Below are 18,259 nucleotides of genomic sequence, written 5' to 3' on the forward strand. Positions count from 1 at the left end.
GAATACCGCACATAATTAGGCCGCGGATTCTACCAGACCTTTGCGATCACGCAAGCTGTCCCTTACACCAGTCGTCTGCTAGGCTCCCGGCCTTCTTCCCCGCCCCATCATCGAGAAAACAACCGCGTGCCCGACGCCATTTTGCGCCTCGCCCTGCCTTCGCCCCTGCGCCGCCTGTTTGATTACCGTGCCCCGGCCGGGATCCTGCGTGCCCAGTTGCAGCCGGGCATGCGCCTGCGGGTGCCGTTCGGCCGACGGGAGATGATCGGGATTCTGGTGGAGGTCACTGACACCAGTGAAGTGCCGGTAGAAAAGCTCAAACCGGCCCTGGCCCTGCTCGATGCCACGCCGCCCCTGCCACCAGCGCTGTTCAAACTGTGCCTGTGGACGTCTCAGTATTACCAGCACAGCCTCGGCGACACCTTGAGCTGGGCGCTGCCGGTGTTGCTGCGTCAGGGTGAACTGGCCGAAGCACGGCAGGAACGCTTCTGGTCCGCCGCGCCCGGCGCCAGCCTTGATGACCCGCGCATCGCTCGCGCCCCGCGTCAACGGGAGGCCCTGGCGACCCTGGCCCAACATCCCCACGGCGTCGCCCATCAGTTGTTGAGCAAACTGATGCTGAGCAAGGACAGCCTGGATTTGCTGCTGGCCAAGGATCTGGTACAAGTCGAAATCCGCAAGCACGCCCCCGACGCCCGCCACGAACACTGGCTGGCACAGCCGGAACTGCCGCTAAACCCTGAGCAGCGTGCGGCCTATGAGGCGATTCGCGCCGGTTTCGACAGTTATCACGCGTTCCTGCTGGCCGGCGTCACCGGCAGCGGCAAGACCGAAGTCTATTTGCAGCTGATCCGCGAAACCCTTGAAGCCGGCAAGCAGGCGCTGGTGCTGATCCCGGAGATCAACCTCGGCCCGCAGACCCTGGCGCGCTTCGAGCAGCGATTCAATGCACGCATCGCGCTGATCCACTCGGCGGTCAACGACCGCGAACGCCTTGAAGCCTGGCTCGCCGCCCGGGACGGTGACGCCGACATCATTATCGGCACCCGCTCGGCGCTGTTCACGCCGATGAAGAACCCCGGCCTGATCATCATTGATGAAGAGCACGACGGTTCCTATAAACAGCAGGAAGGCCTGCGCTATCACGCCCGCGACCTGGCATTGGTGCGCGCACGCCAGGAAAACATCCCGATTGTCCTCGGCTCCGCCACGCCTTCGCTGGAAAGCCTGCACAATGCCTACACCGGTCGATACGGACTCTTACGCTTGAACGAGCGTGCCGGTGGCGCCAAGCAACCGCGCTTCCTGCGTCTGGACGTGAAAAGTCGTCCGCTGGACAGCGGCATTTCCGGGCCGATGCAGCAGGCTATCGGTCAGACGCTGGCCGCTGGCCAACAAGTGTTGGTGTTCCTCAACCGTCGCGGTTTTGCGCCCACGCTGCTCTGCCATGACTGCGGCTGGATGTCCGAGTGTCAGCGCTGCGATGCGCGCATGACCGTGCATCAGCGCTCCGGCGAACTGCGCTGCCACCATTGCGGCTACGTCGAACGCGTCCCTCGGCATTGCCCGAAGTGCGGTAAGGTCGATTTAAGGCCAGTCGGCGCTGGCACCGAGCGCGCCGAAGAACGATTGGGGATTTTGTTTCCGGACGTCCCGGTGCTGCGGGTCGACCGCGACAGCACTTCGCGTAAAGACGCCATGAATCAGCTGTTCGCGACCATTCAGAAGGGCCATCCCTGCATTCTGGTGGGCACGCAAATGCTTGCCAAAGGGCACCACTTCCCACGGGTGACGTTGGTGTCGATTCTCGATGCCGACGGCGGGCTGTTTTCCGGCGACTTCCGCGCCAGCGAGCGCATGGCGCAGTTGATCGTCCAGGTGGCCGGGCGCGCGGGCCGGGCTGAAGAGCCGGGCAAAGTGATCATCCAGACGCACCTGGCCGACCATCCGCTGCTGGTGCAATTGACTGAACAGGGCTATTTCGCCTTTGCCGAACAGGCGTTGAGCGAACGTCGCTCGGCGGGTCTGCCGCCCTTTGCGCACTTGGCGCTGCTGCGGGCCGAAGCGCACAAACCGGGGCAAGCTGAAGGTTTTCTTGATGAGGCATGCAGCGAGGCTGAGCGTTTGCTGGCCGAACAGCACCTGACCGGGATTGAACTGCTAGGGCCGGTGCCGGCACCGATGGAACGCCGGGCCGGGCGCTATCGTGCGCAGTTGTTGCTGCAAGCGACGGCCCGGGCGCCGCTGCATCGACTATTAAGCAGCTGGCTGCTGGTGTTGGAGCAGATGCCGAGTGGGCGGGCGGTGCGCTGGTCTTTGGATGTCGATCCTGTGGATTTGTATTGATAGAAAGATCGCCATCATCTGTAGGAGCATGGCTTGCCCGCGATAGCGCCCCTGAGATCGCCATCGCGGGCAAGCCATGCTCCTACACGTAATGGCGGCCGATTTGTCACCACATATCCATAACCTGCCCGCTATAGTTGGCAAGCCCGTCTTCGCAACGGATAATGCCCAGTTTTTCCACTAGCGCATCCAGGCGCCGCCGCGCTTGCGGTCGAAAGAGAACACCATGAAAGACACCATTCGCCAGCTGATCCAACAAGCCATCACCCAACTCGTCAACGAAGGTGTGTTGCCTGAAGGCCTGTCGCCGGCGATCCAGGTGGAAAACTCCCGTGACAAGACTCACGGCGATTTCGCCAGCAACATCGCCATGATGCTGGCCAAACCGGCCGGCATGAAGCCGCGCGACCTGGCCGAGAAAATCATCGCCGCGCTGCCGGCTGACGAAAACGTCACCAAGACCGAAATCGCCGGCCCCGGCTTCCTGAACTTCTTCCAGAATACCCAAGCCCTGGCCACTCGCCTGGACGCGGCTCTGGCCGACGATCATATCGGCGTGCGCAAGGCCGGCCCGGTGCAGCGCACTGTCGTCGACCTGTCGGCACCGAACCTGGCCAAAGAGATGCACGTCGGCCACTTGCGCTCGACCATCATCGGCGACGGCGTGGCGCGCGTCCTGGAATTCCTCGGCGACGAAGTGATCCGTCAGAACCACGTCGGCGACTGGGGCACCCAGTTCGGCATGCTGATGGCGTATCTGCAGGAAAACCCGATCACCAGCGACGAGCTGTCGGACCTGGAAAACTTCTACCGCGCCGCCAAGCAACGCTTCGACGAATCTGCAGAGTTCGCCGATCGCGCCCGTGGCCTGGTGGTCAAGCTGCAAGCCGGCGACCCGGACTGCCTGGCGCTGTGGACCAAGTTCAAAGACATCTCGCTGTCGCACTGCCAGAAAATCTACGAACTGCTGAACGTCAAACTGACCATGGCCGACGTGATGGGCGAAAGCGCCTACAACGACGACCTGATCAACGTAGTCAACGACCTCAAGGCCGCTGGCCTGCTGGTCGAGAGCAACGGCGCCCAGTGCGTGTTCCTCGACGAGTTCAAGAACGCCGACGGCGATCCGCTGCCAGTGATCATCGTCAAGGCTGACGGCGGCTACCTCTACGCCACCACCGACCTGGCGGCCGTGCGTTACCGCAGCGGCAAGTTGAAGGCTGATCGCGCGTTGTACTTCGTCGACCAACGTCAGGCCTTGCACTTCCAGCAAGTATTCCAGGTCGCGCGCCTGGCCGGCTTCGTGACGCACCCGATGGAAATGGAACACATGGGCTTCGGCACCATGAACGGCGCCGACGGCCGTCCGTTCAAGACCCGTGACGGCGGCACCGTGAAGCTGATCGACCTGCTGACCGAAGCCCAGGAACGTGCCTACACCCTGGTGAAAGAAAAGAACCCTACACTTGCCGAAGACGAACTGCGCAACATCGCCAAGGTCGTGGGCATTGGCGCGGTGAAATACGCCGACCTGTCCAAGCACCGCACCAGCGACTACAGCTTCAACTTCGACCTAATGCTGAACTTCGAAGGCAACACTGCGCCGTACCTGTTGTACGCCTACACCCGCGTGGCCGGCGTGTTCCGCAAACTCGGCAAGGACTTCAGCGAAGTCGAAGGCCAGATCGTCCTCGAAGCAGCGCACGAACACGAGCTGGCGGCGAAGCTCGCGCAGTTCGGCGAAGTGCTGAACAACGTTTGCGACAAAGGCACGCCGCACATCCTGTGCACCTACCTGTACGATGTCGCCGGCCTGTTCTCCAGTTTCTATGAGAACTGTCCGATCCTCAGCGCCGACACCCCGGCGCAAATGCAGAGCCGTCTGCGCCTCGCCGCGCTGACCGGCCGCACTCTCAAGCAAGGCCTGGAACTCTTGGGTCTGGAAACTCTGGAGCGTATGTAAGTTGGCTGCCAAGAAAAAACCAGCACCCAAGCGTGGCGCCAGCCGTTACCAAGCTCCTGCAAAGCAACCGATCCCGGGTTGGCTGTGGATGGCCATCGGCCTGACGGTCGGCGCGTTTATTGTGTTCCTGATGAAACTGGAACCGGGCAAGGGCAGCGAGAGCGTCAAGCGCGAGAAGATCGAGCAGCAGAAAGCCACCAAGATCGCCGAGGCCAACAAGACCCCGCCGAGCCCGACGCAACCGGTGAAGCCGAAGTACGACTTCTACACGTTGCTGCCGGAATCGGAAGTCATCGTGCCGCCGGATGCCGTGCCGGAGAAAACCCTGCCGACGCCACAAGTACCGGCCATTCCGACGACGCCGGTTACGCCAGAGCAAGCGGCGAAGATCGATACCGCGCGGGCTCAGGCCGCACTGGCCGGGATTACCCCGCCGCCAGCGCCACCGGTGTCCAAAGCGGCGCCAGTGACCAAGTTCTTCCTGCAGGCCGGCTCGTTCCGCAAGGAGGCTGATGCGGACAAGGTTCGGGCCCAGATCATCCTGCTCGGTCAGGCGGTGGCGGTTGAATCCGGCACCGTGAAGGACGAAACCTGGTACCGGGTATTGGTCGGACCGTTCAGCAACCGCGAGCAACTGACCACCGCCCAGAAACAACTGGCCGGCAGCGGGTTCAGCAACCTGTTGTTACAACAACGCCAAAGCCGCTAACCCTTATTTGTGGGCACCTTAATCTGAGGTCGCCCACAAACCTGTGGTGAGGGGATTTATCCCCGTTCGGCTGCGGAGCAGTCGCTAAACCAGTGCCCGCGGTACGTCTGAGACTCCGCAGGTGGAGGTTTGAGGGCCGCTGCGCGACCCAACGGGGATAAATCCCCTCGCCACAGTTATCGCACGCCATTCGTCCCCCACCGTTGAAATACGCTCCACCACCCCCATATGAGTTGGCATAAGGCATTTTCGCCCCGCTGCGTGGAGACTCTCCCTTTGACCACCATCGTTTCAGTTCGCCGCCACGGCAAAGTCGTCATGGGCGGCGACGGCCAGGTTTCTCTCGGCAATACCGTGATGAAAGGCAACGCGAAGAAAGTTCGTCGCCTGTACCACGGCCAGGTGATCGCCGGTTTTGCCGGGGCCACCGCTGACGCCTTCACCCTCTTCGAGCGTTTCGAAGGCCAGCTTGAGAAACATCAGGGCCACCTGGTTCGCGCCGCTGTCGAACTCGCCAAAGAATGGCGCACTGACCGCTCCCTCAGCCGCCTCGAGGCCATGCTCGCGGTCGCGAACAAAGACGCCTCTCTGATCATCACCGGCAACGGCGACGTGGTCGAACCCGAAGAAGGTCTGATCGCCATGGGTTCCGGTGGCGGTTACGCCCAGGCGGCCGCCAGCGCGCTGCTGAAGAAAACCGATCTGTCGGCCCGGGAAATCGTCGAAACCGCCCTCGGCATCGCCGGCGACATCTGTGTATTCACCAACCACACCTTCACCATTGAGGAGCAGGACCTCGCTGAGTAAGCCTGTTTTGGCCACCACGCCACGGCTCACTTTTACCTGAGGACCGCCAATTACTATGTCCATGACTCCCCGTGAAATCGTCCACGAACTCAATCGCCATATCATCGGCCAGGACGATGCCAAGCGCGCCGTCGCCATCGCGCTGCGTAACCGCTGGCGCCGGATGCAGCTGCCTGAAGAGCTGCGCGTTGAAGTCACGCCAAAAAACATCCTGATGATCGGTCCGACCGGTGTCGGTAAAACCGAGATTGCTCGTCGCCTGGCGAAACTGGCCAACGCGCCGTTCATCAAGGTCGAAGCGACCAAGTTCACCGAAGTCGGCTATGTCGGCCGCGACGTTGAATCGATCATTCGTGACCTGGCCGACGCGGCGATCAAGCTGCTGCGCGAACAGGAAATGACCAAGGTTCGCCACCGCGCCGAAGACGCCGCCGAAGAACGCATCCTCGACGCCCTGCTGCCACCGGCACGCATGGGCTTCAGCAACGACGACGCCGCACCGTCGGCCGACTCCAACACCCGTCAGCTGTTCCGCAAGCGTCTGCGCGAAGGTCAGCTGGATGACAAAGAGATCGAAATCGAAGTCGCCGAAGTGACCGGTGTCGATATCTCCGCGCCGCCGGGCATGGAAGAGATGACCAACCAGTTGCAGAGCCTGTTCGCCAACATGGGCAAGGGCAAACGCAAGAGCCGCAAGATCAAGGTCAAGGAAGCGCTGAAACTGGTGCGTGACGAAGAAGCCGGTCGCCTGGTCAACGAAGAAGAGTTGAAGGCCAAGGCGCTGGAAGCGGTCGAGCAGCACGGCATCGTGTTCATCGACGAAATCGACAAGGTCGCCAAGCGCGGCAACTCCGGTGGCATCGACGTCTCCCGTGAAGGCGTACAGCGCGACTTGCTGCCACTGATCGAAGGCTGCACCGTCAACACCAAACTGGGCATGGTCAAGACCGACCACATCCTGTTCATCGCGTCCGGTGCGTTCCACCTGAGCAAGCCGAGCGATCTGGTGCCTGAGCTGCAAGGTCGTCTGCCGATTCGTGTCGAACTCAAGGCGCTGACGCCTGAAGATTTCGAACGCATTCTCAGCGAGCCGCACGCCTCGCTCACCGAGCAATATTGCGCCCTGCTGAAAACCGAAGGCCTGGTGATCGAGTTCCAGCCGGACGGTATCAAGCGCATTGCCGAGATCGCCTGGCAGGTCAACGAGAAGACCGAGAACATCGGTGCCCGTCGCCTGCACACACTGCTTGAGCGCCTGCTTGAAGAGGTGTCGTTCAGCGCCGGTGATCTGGCCAGCGCCCACGACGACAAGGCGATCCTGATCGACGCCGATTACGTCAACAGCCACTTGGGCGAATTGGCGCAGAACGAAGACCTGTCCCGTTATATCCTGTAAGCCAAGCGACCCTCTGTAGGAGCACAGCTTGCTGACGATGGCGCACTTGAAATCGCCATCGCCAGCAAGCTGTGCTCCTACAGGAGTCAGACCACGCGCCTACAGACGGACTCCAGGTCATGACCCAACTCCCCACCGACATCAAACTGCACAAAGCCTCGAAAACCCTGTCGCTGAAATATGCGTCCGGCGAGGAGCATCACCTGCCCGCCGAGTTCCTGCGCGTGCACTCTCCTTCCGCCGAGGTCCAGGGCCACGGCAAACCTATCCTGCAATTTGGCAAGATCGGCGTAGGCCTGACCAAGGTCGAACCAGCCGGTCAGTACGCACTGAAATTGACCTTCGACGACGGCCACGACAGCGGCCTGTTCACCTGGGAATATCTGTACCAGTTGGGCGTGCGCCAAGAGGATCTCTGGAACGATTATCTTGCCGAACTCAAAGCCGCCGGAAAGACCCGCGACCCGAACGAATCCATCGTCAAGCTGATGCTCTAGCTCAGGCCTTTCGCTCATTAGAAGGCATTTTCTAATTCCATCTGTTTGAATGCTCCGCTTTCGGGTCAACGATTGGCCTGCTTGCGAAAAAAATTAAACTCGGGTAACCAATGGAGCTGGCAAGGTACCTGCAGTGCTCTCTGAACTAAAAAGCAGCGATGCAGAATTAACGGTCACCCGAGCAGTAGTACCTGGCATTGGCTGTGGACTGCACAGCTGGACCCAGGTACTCGTCTCAGGACAATGGAGCGTCGTAGATGAGTAACAAGAATAACGATGACCTGAAAGTTCAGGCCTCGGAAAATACCTTGGGGCTGAATCCGGTCGTTGGACTGCGTAGAAAAGATCTGTTGGGCTCTGCCCGAATGGTGCTGACCCAGGCCATCAAACAACCGATTCACAGTGCAAAGCATGTCGCTCATTTCGGTATCGAACTGAAGAACGTGCTGTTCGGCAAATCCGTGCTGCAACCGACAAGCGATGACCGTCGCTTCCACGACCCGGCCTGGAGTCAGAACCCGCTCTACAAACGTTATTTGCAAACTTACCTGGCGTGGCGCAAGGAGCTCCACGACTGGATCGGCGAAAGCAACCTCTCGCCCAAGGACGTCGCACGCGGGCATTTCGTGATCAACCTCATGACCGAAGCCATGGCCCCGACCAACAGTGCGGCCAACCCGGCGGCGGTCAAGCGCTTCTTCGAGACCGGCGGCAAAAGCCTGCTCGACGGCCTCTCCCATCTGGCCAAGGATCTGGTGCACAACGGCGGCATGCCGAGCCAGGTCAACATGGGGGCGTTCGAGGTCGGCACGAGCCTGGGCGTCACCGAAGGCGCGGTGGTGTTTCGCAATGATGTGCTGGAGCTGATCCAGTACCGGCCGACCACCGAGCAGGTGCACGAGCGCCCACTGTTGGTGGTGCCACCGCAGATCAACAAGTTCTATGTTTTCGACCTGAGCCCGGACAAGAGCCTGGCGCGCTTCTGCCTGCGCAACAACATGCAGACGTTCATCGTCAGCTGGCGCAACCCGACCAAGGAGCAGCGCGAGTGGGGTCTGTCGACCTACATCGAAGCGCTCAAGGAAGCGGTCGACGTGGTCACCGCGATCACCGGCAGCAAAGACATCAACATGCTCGGCGCCTGCTCCGGCGGTATCACCTGCACCGCCCTGCTGGGCCACTACGCCGCGCTCGGCGAGAACAAGGTCAACGCCCTGACGCTGCTGGTCAGCGTGCTGGACACCACCCTGGACAGCGACGTGGCACTGTTCGTCGACGAGCAGACCCTCGAATCCGCCAAGCGCCACTCCTATCAGGCCGGCGTACTGGAAGGCCGCGACATGGCGAAAGTTTTCGCCTGGATGCGCCCCAACGATCTGATCTGGAACTACTGGGTCAACAACTACCTGCTGGGCAACGAGCCGCCGGTGTTCGACATCCTGTTCTGGAACAATGACACCACACGGTTGCCCGCAGCGTTCCACGGCGACCTGATCGAGATGTTCAAGACCAACCCATTGATCCGCCCCGACGCACTGGAAGTGTGCGGCACACCGATCAATCTGAAACACGTCACTGCCGACATCTACTCCCTGGCCGGAACCAACGACCACATCACACCGTGGAAGTCCTGCTACAAGTCGGCGCAACTGTTCGGTGGCAAGGTTGAATTCGTGCTGTCCAGCAGCGGGCATATCCAGAGCATTCTGAACCCGCCGGGCAATCCGAAATCGCGCTACATGACCAGCACCGAGATGCCGGTCAAGGCCGAGGAATGGCACGAAAACTCCACCAAGCACACCGATTCCTGGTGGCTGCACTGGCAGGCATGGCAAGCCGAGCGTTCGGGCAAGCTGAAGAAGTCTCCGGGCAGTTTGGGCAACAAGGCTTATCCAGCAGGTGAAGCTGCACCAGGCACTTATGTGCATGAGCGATAACTGACACACCTCGCGCCCCTGTAGGAGCCGAGCTTGCTCGCGATGGCGGCGGCACAGTCAACATTACTGCGCCTGACCCACCGCTATCGCGAGCAAGCTCAGCTCCTACAAGGGAACGGGGGTGAAATTGAGACAGTGACCCACAGGGCCTGAAGCATGCCGCAACCGTTCATTTTTCGTACCGTCGACCTGGATGGCCAGACCCTCCGCACGGCAGTACGCCCCGGCAAGCCTCACTTGACGCCCTTGCTGATTTTCAACGGCATCGGCGCCAACCTGGAGCTGGTGTTTCCGTTCGTCGCGGCGCTGGACCCGGACCTGGAAGTCATCGCCTTCGACGTCCCTGGTGTCGGCGGTTCGTCGACGCCAAGGCGACCGTATCGCTTTCCGGGCCTGGCGAAACTCACGGCGCGGATGCTCGACTATCTCGACTACGGGCAAGTCAACGTAATCGGCGTTTCCTGGGGGGGCGCCCTCGCCCAGCAGTTCGCTTACGACTATCCCGAGCGCTGCAAGAAACTCGTTCTGGCGGCCACGGCGGCTGGCACGGTGATGGTGCCGGGCAAGCCAAAAGTCCTGTGGATGATGGCCAGCCCACGACGCTACATCCAGCCGTCTCACGTGATTCGCATTGCGCCGATGATCTATGGCGGTGCCTTCCGTCGCGATCCGACCCTCGCCGCCAGCCATGCCGCCAAGGTCCGCTCGGCAGGCAAACTCGGTTACTACTGGCAGCTGTTCGCCGGCCTCGGCTGGACCAGCATTCACTGGTTGCACAAGATCCACCAGCCAACCCTGGTACTGGCCGGTGACGACGATCCACTGATCCCGTTGGTCAACATGCGGTTACTGGCCTGGCGGATTCCCAACGCCCAGTTGCACATCATCGATGACGGGCATCTGTTCTTGATTACCCGAGCCGAAGCAGTGGCACCGATCATCATGAAGTTTCTCCAGGAAGAACGTCAGCGTGCCGTGATGCATCCGCATCCGGCGCCATTGGGCGGCTAATCGACCTTGGCTTTTGTTACAAAAAGAGGTCGGGAAGACGCAGCGCCGCGCAACAATCCGCAACAGCGTCTATGGTGTTCTGGTTCGGTGTAACTGTATTTGGCCTGAAGACGAAGGAGTGTTGATTCATGCGCGAAAAACCAGCGAGGGAATTTTTACCCACTCCCGCCGCGTTCATTAATGCGCAGAGTGCGATTTCCGGTCTGCGTGGTCGGGATCTGTTTTCCACCCTGCGCAGCGTTGCCGCCCATGGATTGCGCAACCCGGTGCACACCGCCCGACACGCCTTGAAGCTGGGCGGTCAACTGGGCCGCGTACTGCTGGGTGAAACCCTGCACCCGACCAATCCGCAGGACAACCGCTTTGCTGACCCGGCGTGGAGCCTCAATCCTTTTTATCGCCGCAGTTTGCAGGCTTACCTGAGCTGGCAGAAGCAGGTCAAACACTGGATCGACGAGAGCAACATGACCCCGGACGATCGCGCCCGCGCGCACTTCGCGTTCGCCTTGCTCAACGACGCCATGGCACCGTCCAACAGCCTGCTTAATCCGCTGGCGATCAAGGAGATCTTCAACTCCGGCGGCAACAGCCTGGTGCGAGGTATCAGCCACCTGGTCGACGACTTCCTGCACAACGACGGTCTGCCCAGACAAGTCACCAAGCAAGCTTTCGAGGTCGGCAAAACGGTCGCCACCACTACGGGCTCCGTGGTGTTTCGCAATGAGCTGCTGGAGTTGATCCAGTACAAGCCCATGAGCGAAAAGCAGTATTCCAAACCGCTGCTGGTGGTGCCGCCACAGATCAACAAGTACTACATTTTCGACCTGAGCCCGCACAACAGCTTCGTCCAGTTCGCCCTGAAGAACGGCCTGCAAACCTTCATGATCAGCTGGCGCAATCCGGATGTGCGTCATCGCGAATGGGGGCTGTCGACGTACGTCGAAGCCGTGGAAGAAGCGATGAATGTGTGCCGGGCAATCACCGGCGCTCGCGAGGTCAACCTGATGGGCGCCTGCGCGGGCGGGCTGACCATTGCCGCCCTGCAGGGTCACTTGCAGGCCAAGCGGCAACTGCGGCGGGTGTCCAGCGCGACCTACCTCGTGAGCCTGCTCGACAGTCAGATGGACTCGCCTGCGACCCTCTTCGCCGACGAACAGACGCTTGAAGCGGCCAAGCGTCGCTCCTATCAGAAAGGCGTGTTGGACGGCCGCGACATGGCCAAGGTCTTCGCCTGGATGCGCCCCAACGATTTGATCTGGAGCTATTTCGTTAACAACTACCTGTTGGGCAAAGAGCCTCCGGCGTTCGACATCCTCTACTGGAACAACGACAACACACGTTTGCCGGCAGCCTTGCATGGCGACTTGCTGGACTTCTTCAAACACAACCCGATGAGTCATCCGGGTGGACTGGAAGTGTGCGGCACACCGATCGACTTGCAGAAAGTCACCGTCGACAGCTTCAGCGTCGCGGGCATCAACGACCACATCACCCCGTGGGATGCGGTGTACCGCTCGACCCTGCTGCTGGGTGGCGAGCGGCGCTTCGTGTTGTCCAACAGTGGGCATGTGCAGAGCATTCTCAACCCACCCTCAAACCCGAAAGCCAACTTCGTCGAGAGCACAAAGCTGAGTACTGACCCACGGGCCTGGTACTACGACGCCAAGCAAGTCAACGGCAGTTGGTGGACCCAGTGGCTGGGCTGGATTCAAGAACGTTCAGGCGCACTAAAAGAAACCCACATGGCGCTCGGCAACCAGAACTATCCACCGATGGAAGCGGCACCCGGCACTTATGTGCGCGTGCGCTGACTGACAACGAACCACGGCCGGCGCCGGCCGTGGCATGACTCGACCATTAAGAAGACTGGATGAAAACCCGCGACCGGATTCTCGAATGTGCTTTGCAGTTGTTCAATCACAAGGGCGAGCCGAACGTCTCCACCATGGAAGTTGCCAACGAAATGGGCATCAGCCCGGGCAATCTCTACTACCACTTCCACGGCAAGGAACCGTTAATTCTCGGACTGTTCGAGCGCTTCCAGGCCGAACTGGCGCCCCTGCTCGATCCACCGGCCGATGTGGAACTGGCACCGGAAGATTACTGGCTGTTCCTGCACCTGATCGTCGAGCGCCTGGCCCATTACCGGTTTCTGTTCCAGGACCTGTCGAACCTCGCCGGGCGCTTGCCGAAACTGGCCAAGGGCATACGCAACCTGCTCAATGCGCTGAAGCGCACACTGGCTTCGTTGCTCGCACGATTGAAGGCTCAGGGGCAATTGGTCAGCGATACCCAGGCGTTGGGGCAGCTGGTGGAACAGATCACCATGACGCTGCTGTTCTCGCTGGACTATCAGCGGATTCTTGATCGCGAGGGTGAGGTGAGATTGGTGGTGTACCAGATCATGATGCTGGTGGCGCCGCATTTGTTGCCGCCGATCAAGGTCGCGACGGAGCAGATGGCTTTACAGTATCTCGAGGAGCACGAGTAACCCCTGTAGGAGCTGAGCTTGCTCGCGATGGCGGCGTGTCAGCCAACATTAATGCGGACTGACACACCGCCATCGCGAGCAAGCTCAGCTCCTACAAGGGTTATTCGTGTTCCCGCAACCGTGCATAAAAAAACGCCCGACCTTTGCAGGCCGGGCGTTTTCTTGAGCCCTGAAATCAGGACTGACTGGTTGGCGTCGAAGGAGCTGGCGCGACAGTCGGGGTTACAGCAGGGGTCGGCGCAGTAGCGGAGTTCGATGTGCTGACCGGGGCCGGGGTTACCGGTTTGGCGGCAGCTACTGCTGGTTTTGGTGCAGCTGCTTTCGGCGCTGCCGGCTTTTTCACCGCAGGCTTCTTCGCTGCGGCAGGTTTGGCCGCTGGCTTGGTAGCGGGTTTGGCCGCTGCAGTTTTGGCAGCCGGTTTAGCCGCTGGTTTTGCTGCTGCTTTGGCCGCTGGCTTGGCTGCTGCAGGTTTCGCTGCGGCAGTTTTGGCAGCCGGTTTAGCGGCAGCTTTAGCCAGTGGTTTGGCAGCGGACTTCGCTGCAGGTTTGGCCGCCGCGGTTTTCGCCGCAACAGGCGCCACCTTGGCACCAGTGAGTTTTTCGATTTGCTTGGTCAGGGTATCGACCTTGCTGTGCAGTGCTTTGACTTCATTGCGGCTCGGTACACCCAGGCGCGAAATGGCGCTGTTCAGACGCTTGTCGAAAGCCCCTTCCAGCTCATCCCACTTGCCCAGTGCGCGATCTTTCACGCCGCTGATGCGCGACTTGGCCGACGAGGCAGAGTCCTTGGCAGCATCGACTTTTTTGCCGACAGCGCTCTTGGTGAGCTTCTCGGCTTTCTCGCCGTCTTTAACCAATGTATCGAAGAGTTTGCTGCCGTCAGTGTCGATCTTCGAGTACACGCCTAAACCAGCCAGCCAGATTTTGCGGGAGTAGTCTTCGACTTTCCCGATCCACGAGCTGCCTTCTTTTTCGGTGTTCTTTTTACCAGCCATCCCGTTCTCCTTAAGATTTACGCGCGACGCGTTCGAGCAATGCCGTCAGCTCATCGAGCTTGGCAGAGAGTGTCTCAACGTCATGTTTAGACGGAATGCCGATACGATTCAAGGTACTTGCGACACGCGAGTCAAAAGCCTTCTCGACCTTGTCGAGTTGAAGTTCGACCTTGCCTTTGAAAGTGCTTACTTCACTCTTGGCGTCATCGATCTCGGCATTGGCCGCTTCAAGTTTCTCGGCAACTACTTTTTTGCCTTTCTTTTCAACAGTTTGACCAGCCTTTACCAACTCTTGAAAGTACTCGCTGCCCTCTTGGCCGACCTTGGTGTAGGCACCCAGGCCTGCCAGCCAGATCTTGCGAGCATAGGTTTTAACGTCGCTCAGAGCAGTCGTCGAAGCGTCGATTTTTTTCTTCAAAATAACTTTGGCCATGGTGCACCTCACGCGCAGAAGGTTTGAGGAACTGCCCGCGAAAGCGTCGGGCTCAGGCACAAAGTAGTGAGAATAATTAGAAACGGCACCCTAACAAGTGACACAAATCGGTGATGCCCCACCGCTCACCGTAGGAGCAAAGCTTGCTCGCGATAGCATCACCACGGACTAACTGAAATACCGCGGTGTCTGCATCGCGAGCAAGCTTTGCTCCTACGAAAAAGCGTGAGTTATGTGAGGGCTTTATCGAGGGCCTTTTCGATTTCCGATTTGATGGTGCCGCTCATGGCCGACATCAACAGGCCCAGTTCGACATCGACCTTGATCGAATCCTCGCCCACATACACCGCGCCTTTTACACCCGAGCGTCTGAGATTCAGAGTGTCGCCGGACCACTGCGGCTCCAGGCCATATTGTTCGGACAGTTTCTGCGCCAACTTGTCGGCCTTCTCGCGGGCCGCTTCCTTACCCAGGCCGTGGGAACGCTCAACACTAATACGGGCCATCGAATGACTCCTGCTTTATGAATACTTTCCTGAAGCATCTTGACCGCTACTGCGGCAAAACGTCCCGGTGGTTACCTATCTTACCTGCAGCCTTGCCAAGACAAAGCAGGCCACCGGGATTAGAATGTCCCGCATTCTCTTTTGGTGACAGCGATATGACTGATCAGCGCAAAGGCAGCGATGCCGAACCCACCACTCACTTCGGCTTCAAAAACGTTCCGGAAAGCCAGAAAGCGGAAAAAGTCGCTGAGGTTTTCCACTCGGTAGCCGCCAAGTACGACTTGATGAACGACCTCCTGTCGGGCGGCATGCACCGTCTGTGGAAGCGTTTCGCGATCGAGCTGTCGGGCGTTCGCACCGGTAACCGCGTGCTGGACATCGCTGGCGGCACGGGCGATCTGACCAAGAAGTTCTCGCACCTCGTTGGCCCGACCGGCCAGGTCGTGTTGGCCGACATCAACGAATCCATGCTCAAGGTCGGTCGTGACCGCCTGCTGGATCTGGGTGTGGCCGGTAACGTCGAATTCGTTCAGGCCGACGCTGAAAAACTGCCGTTCCCGGACAACCATTTCGACTGCGTGACCATCGCTTTCGGCCTGCGCAACGTTACCCATAAAGAAGATGCCCTGCGCTCGATGCTGCGCGTGCTGAAACCGGGCGGCCGTTTGCTGGTGCTGGAGTTCTCCAAGCCGACCAACGCGTTGATGTCCAAAGCCTACGACGCCTACTCGTTCGCCTTCATGCCGCTGATGGGCAAGCTGATCACCAACGACTCGGAAAGCTATCGCTACCTGGCCGAATCGATCCGCATGCACCCGAATCAGGAAACCCTGAAGTCGATGATGGTCGAGGCCGGTTTCGACCGCGTGACCTACCACAACATGACCGCAGGCATCGTCGCCCTGCACCGTGGCATCAAACCCTGATGTTGCTGGCCGGCCTGCTCGCCAGCGTTGAACTCGGTCTGAACCGGGTGCTGCGTCTCGACAGCACGGCGTTGCCGCGGCTGGCGCATTTGAGTGGCAAGGTGATTGCCGTCGACTGCCGCAGCCCGGCGCTGCAAGTGTTCATCCTGCCCAGCGACGAAGGCTTGATGCTGGCTTCCCACTGGGAAACCGGCGCCGACTGCACCTTGCGCGCACCGGCCTCCAGCCTGTTGAAACTGGCCACGAGCAAGGACAAGACGTCGGTCCTGCATGCTCCTGAAGTCGAACTCGACGGCGACAGCGGCGTGCTGCTGGAACTGGCGGCGATCCTTCAGGACCTTGAGCTGGACTGGGAGTACGAACTCTCGCGCTGGCTGGGACCAGTCGCCACGCAACTGCTCGGCGGTCACCTGCGCAGTCGTGCACGCTGGTATCAGCAAGGGTTCGCCAGCCTGAACCAGAACCTTGGCGAGTACCTGGCCGAAGAATCGCGCACCCTCGTCGGTCAGCGCGAAGCCGAAGCCCGTTTTAGTGAACTGGACCAGATCAAACTCGATCTGGAACGTCTCGAGGCGCGTTTCGAGCGCCTCTCCCGATCCCTCGACCCAAGCGATAACGCATGAAGCTGCTTGCCGTCCGCCGTTTGTTGCGCATCCAGCGCGTTGTGATTCGCTACCGCCTCGATGACCTGTTGTTCGCCCTGCCACTGCCGTGGTTTCTGTTGGCGCTGCGCTACGCCTTGCCGTGGCGCTGGTTCCCGCGCAAGACGCTGGACCTGAGCCGCGGCGCGCGATTGCGTCTGGCGTTGCAGGACCTGGGACCGATTTTCATCAAGTTCGGGCAAATCCTGTCCACCCGCCGCGATTTGCTGCCGGAAGACATCGCCGATGAGCTGATGAAGCTGCAGGACCGCGTGCCGCCGTTCGACTCGCAAGTGTCAGTCAATCTGATCGAAGAACAGCTCGGCAAAAAAATCAGCGAAGTCTTCAGCCGCTTCGACGTCGAACCGCTGGCCTCGGCCTCGGTGGCGCAGGTGCATGCCGCGCAGCTGAAAACCGGCGAAGAAGTGGTGGTCAAGGTCATCCGCCCTGGCCTCAAACCGATCATCGCGCAGGATCTGGCGTGGCTGTTCATCCTCGCCCGCGCCGCCGAAAAGCTCTCGGCCGACGCGCGCCTGCTGCACCCGGTGGACGTGGTCCAGGACTACGAAAAAACTATCTACGACGAACTCGACCTGCTGCGTGAAGCGGCCAACGCCAGCCAGTTGCGACGTAACTTCGACGGCTCGGAGCTGCTCTACGTGCCGCAAGTCTATTGGAACTGGTGCCGGCCAAAAGTGCTGGTGATGGAGCGCATCTACGGCATCCAGGTCACTGACCTCGCGACCCTGGCCGACCAGCGCACCGACATGAAAATGCTCGCTGAGCGCGGCGTCGAGATCTTCTTCACCCAGGTGTTCCGCGACAGCTTCTTCCATGCCGACATGCACCCCGGCAACATCTTCGTCAGCACCGTGAACCCGTGGAGCCCGCAGTACATTGCGATCGACTGCGGCATCGTCGGCAGCCTGACGCCGGAAGACCAGGACTACCTGGCGCGCAACCTGTTCGCGTTCTTCAAGCGTGATTACCGTCGTGTCGCGCAATTGCACATCGATTCGGGCTGGGTGCCGGCGGAAACCAAACTCAACGAATTCGAGGCGGCGATCCGCACCGTGTGCGAGCCGATCTTCGAAAAACCGTTAAAAGATATTTCTTTCGGCCAGGTGCTGATGCGCCTGTTCCAGACCGCCCGGCGCTTCAACATGGAAGTGCAGCCGCAGCTCGTTTTGCTGCAAAAAACCCTGCTGAACATTGAAGGCCTGGGCCGTCAGTTGTACCCGGACCTCGATTTGTGGAACACCGCCCAGCCGTTCCTCGAACGCTGGATGCGTGAGCGCGTCAGCCCCAAAGCCTTGATCGGCAACGTGCAGAGCCAGTTCGAACAGCTGCCGCACCTGGCCAACATGGCCCGCGACCTGCTCGAACGCATGTCCCAGCCCCACGCCTACGACCCGCCGCCACCGTGGCACCGTCGCAAGGACGATTGGCTGCTGCGACTGCTCGGTTGTGCGCACCTGGCCGGCGGCACAATACTCGCTGCCGGTGGGCCGCTGAACGAACTGGGTCACTGGCCGGCCGGCATCATGGTGGCGGTTGGTTTGTATCTGGTCGTTCGCCGATAGCCAGCGCCCCCGCACGCTG

16 protein-coding genes are annotated in these 18,259 nt (G+C 60.2%); 13 read left to right on the forward strand and 3 right to left on the reverse strand.

Features of this window, described 5'->3' with window-relative positions; genetic code table 11:
• Positions 1–126: 126 nt before the first annotated feature.
• From PMI27_RS28065 to PMI27_RS28020, 10 genes are all read left to right on the forward strand, one after another.
• Positions 127–2,346, forward strand: coding sequence for a primosomal protein N' (locus PMI27_RS28065; protein WP_008149551.1), 2,220 nt, complete (start codon positions 127–129; stop codon positions 2,344–2,346).
• A 226-nt stretch (positions 2,347–2,572) separates the two neighbouring features.
• Entirely contained in the window at positions 2,573–4,309 is a 1,737-nt protein-coding gene (gene argS, locus PMI27_RS28060) for an arginine--tRNA ligase (RefSeq protein WP_008149548.1), read from the forward strand.
• 1 nt (position 4,310) lies between these two features.
• Positions 4,311–5,018 (forward strand): SPOR domain-containing protein, encoded by a 708-nt coding sequence (locus PMI27_RS28055; RefSeq protein WP_008149545.1) that lies wholly within the window; start codon positions 4,311–4,313, stop codon positions 5,016–5,018.
• A gap of 276 nt (positions 5,019–5,294) precedes the next feature.
• Complete coding sequence (hslV, locus tag PMI27_RS28050) at positions 5,295–5,825, forward strand: ATP-dependent protease subunit HslV (RefSeq protein ID WP_007899242.1); 531 nt, start codon at positions 5,295–5,297, stop codon at positions 5,823–5,825.
• Positions 5,826–5,880: 55 nt separating this feature from the next.
• On the forward strand, positions 5,881–7,221 hold the full coding sequence (gene hslU / locus PMI27_RS28045) for an ATP-dependent protease ATPase subunit HslU (protein WP_008149543.1): 1,341 nt from the start codon (positions 5,881–5,883) through the stop codon (positions 7,219–7,221).
• A gap of 119 nt (positions 7,222–7,340) precedes the next feature.
• Entirely contained in the window at positions 7,341–7,718 is a 378-nt protein-coding gene (locus PMI27_RS28040) for a gamma-butyrobetaine hydroxylase-like domain-containing protein (protein WP_008149540.1), read from the forward strand.
• 257 nt (positions 7,719–7,975) lie between these two features.
• Complete coding sequence (gene phaC / locus PMI27_RS28035) at positions 7,976–9,655, forward strand: class II poly(R)-hydroxyalkanoic acid synthase (RefSeq protein ID WP_008149538.1); 1,680 nt, start codon at positions 7,976–7,978, stop codon at positions 9,653–9,655.
• 156 nt (positions 9,656–9,811) lie between these two features.
• Positions 9,812–10,666: a poly(3-hydroxyalkanoate) depolymerase gene (gene phaZ / locus PMI27_RS28030; RefSeq protein WP_008149536.1), complete on the forward strand. Its 855-nt coding sequence runs from the start codon at positions 9,812–9,814 to the stop codon at positions 10,664–10,666.
• A gap of 128 nt (positions 10,667–10,794) precedes the next feature.
• A complete protein-coding gene (phaC, locus tag PMI27_RS28025) occupies positions 10,795–12,477 on the forward strand; it encodes a class II poly(R)-hydroxyalkanoic acid synthase (RefSeq protein WP_008149533.1) in 1,683 nt (560 codons plus the stop codon).
• 59 nt (positions 12,478–12,536) lie between these two features.
• Positions 12,537–13,157 (forward strand): TetR/AcrR family transcriptional regulator, encoded by a 621-nt coding sequence (locus PMI27_RS28020; RefSeq protein WP_008149531.1) that lies wholly within the window; start codon positions 12,537–12,539, stop codon positions 13,155–13,157.
• A 175-nt stretch (positions 13,158–13,332) separates the two neighbouring features.
• Here PMI27_RS28020 and PMI27_RS28015 read toward each other — a convergent pair whose 3' ends face one another.
• The 3 genes from PMI27_RS28015 to PMI27_RS28005 all read right to left on the reverse strand — a co-directional run bounded on the left by PMI27_RS28015 (position 13,333) and on the right by PMI27_RS28005 (position 15,090).
• Positions 13,333–14,151 (reverse strand): phasin family protein, encoded by an 819-nt coding sequence (locus PMI27_RS28015; protein ID WP_008149529.1) that lies wholly within the window; start codon positions 14,149–14,151, stop codon positions 13,333–13,335.
• A 10-nt stretch (positions 14,152–14,161) separates the two neighbouring features.
• Positions 14,162–14,584 carry a phasin family protein gene (locus tag PMI27_RS28010; protein WP_008149527.1) on the reverse strand — a complete coding sequence of 141 codons (423 nt, stop codon included), beginning with the start codon at positions 14,582–14,584 and terminating at the stop codon, positions 14,162–14,164.
• A 230-nt stretch (positions 14,585–14,814) separates the two neighbouring features.
• Positions 14,815–15,090, reverse strand: coding sequence for a polyhydroxyalkanoic acid system family protein (locus PMI27_RS28005; RefSeq protein ID WP_008149526.1), 276 nt, complete (start codon positions 15,088–15,090; stop codon positions 14,815–14,817).
• Positions 15,091–15,245: 155 nt separating this feature from the next.
• On the opposite strand from PMI27_RS28005, the gene ubiE reads away from it, so the two are divergent.
• The 3 genes from ubiE to ubiB are packed head-to-tail and all read left to right on the forward strand — an operon-like array spanning position 15,246 to position 18,240.
• Positions 15,246–16,016: a bifunctional demethylmenaquinone methyltransferase/2-methoxy-6-polyprenyl-1,4-benzoquinol methylase UbiE gene (gene ubiE, locus PMI27_RS28000; RefSeq protein ID WP_007948968.1), complete on the forward strand. Its 771-nt coding sequence runs from the start codon at positions 15,246–15,248 to the stop codon at positions 16,014–16,016.
• On the forward strand, positions 16,016–16,639 hold the full coding sequence (locus tag PMI27_RS27995) for a ubiquinone biosynthesis accessory factor UbiJ (protein ID WP_008149524.1): 624 nt from the start codon (positions 16,016–16,018) through the stop codon (positions 16,637–16,639). Before ubiE ends, PMI27_RS27995 begins: the two co-directional genes overlap by 1 nt.
• Positions 16,636–18,240 carry a ubiquinone biosynthesis regulatory protein kinase UbiB gene (gene ubiB, locus PMI27_RS27990; protein ID WP_008149523.1) on the forward strand — a complete coding sequence of 535 codons (1,605 nt, stop codon included), beginning with the start codon at positions 16,636–16,638 and terminating at the stop codon, positions 18,238–18,240. Before PMI27_RS27995 ends, ubiB begins: the two co-directional genes overlap by 4 nt.
• The last annotated feature ends 19 nt before the right edge of the window (positions 18,241–18,259 follow it).

This window comes from Pseudomonas sp. GM41(2012), assembly GCF_000282315.2.
Classification (GTDB): domain Bacteria; phylum Pseudomonadota; class Gammaproteobacteria; order Pseudomonadales; family Pseudomonadaceae; genus Aquipseudomonas.

Bases quoted from the DNA above. Each gene is read 5' to 3' on its own strand.
- PMI27_RS28040 (WP_008149540.1), top strand. From the start codon at position 7,341: ATGACCCAACTCCCCACCGACATCAAACTGCACAAAGCCTCGAAAACC.
- phaC (WP_008149533.1), top strand. From the start codon at position 10,795: ATGCGCGAAAAACCAGCGAGGGAATTTTTACCCACTCCCGCCGCGTTC.
- phaZ (WP_008149536.1), top strand. From the start codon at position 9,812: ATGCCGCAACCGTTCATTTTTCGTACCGTCGACCTGGATGGCCAGACC.
- phaC (WP_008149538.1), top strand. From the start codon at position 7,976: ATGAGTAACAAGAATAACGATGACCTGAAAGTTCAGGCCTCGGAAAAT.
- PMI27_RS28005 (WP_008149526.1), bottom strand. From the start codon at position 15,090: ATGGCCCGTATTAGTGTTGAGCGTTCCCACGGCCTGGGTAAGGAAGCG.
- PMI27_RS28020 (WP_008149531.1), top strand. From the start codon at position 12,537: ATGAAAACCCGCGACCGGATTCTCGAATGTGCTTTGCAGTTGTTCAAT.
- PMI27_RS28010 (WP_008149527.1), bottom strand. From the start codon at position 14,584: ATGGCCAAAGTTATTTTGAAGAAAAAAATCGACGCTTCGACGACTGCT.
- ubiB (WP_008149523.1), top strand. From the start codon at position 16,636: ATGAAGCTGCTTGCCGTCCGCCGTTTGTTGCGCATCCAGCGCGTTGTG.
- PMI27_RS27995 (WP_008149524.1), top strand. From the start codon at position 16,016: ATGTTGCTGGCCGGCCTGCTCGCCAGCGTTGAACTCGGTCTGAACCGG.
- ubiE (WP_007948968.1), top strand. From the start codon at position 15,246: ATGACTGATCAGCGCAAAGGCAGCGATGCCGAACCCACCACTCACTTC.
- hslU (WP_008149543.1), top strand. From the start codon at position 5,881: ATGTCCATGACTCCCCGTGAAATCGTCCACGAACTCAATCGCCATATC.
- PMI27_RS28015 (WP_008149529.1), bottom strand. From the start codon at position 14,151: ATGGCTGGTAAAAAGAACACCGAAAAAGAAGGCAGCTCGTGGATCGGG.
- argS (WP_008149548.1), top strand. From the start codon at position 2,573: ATGAAAGACACCATTCGCCAGCTGATCCAACAAGCCATCACCCAACTC.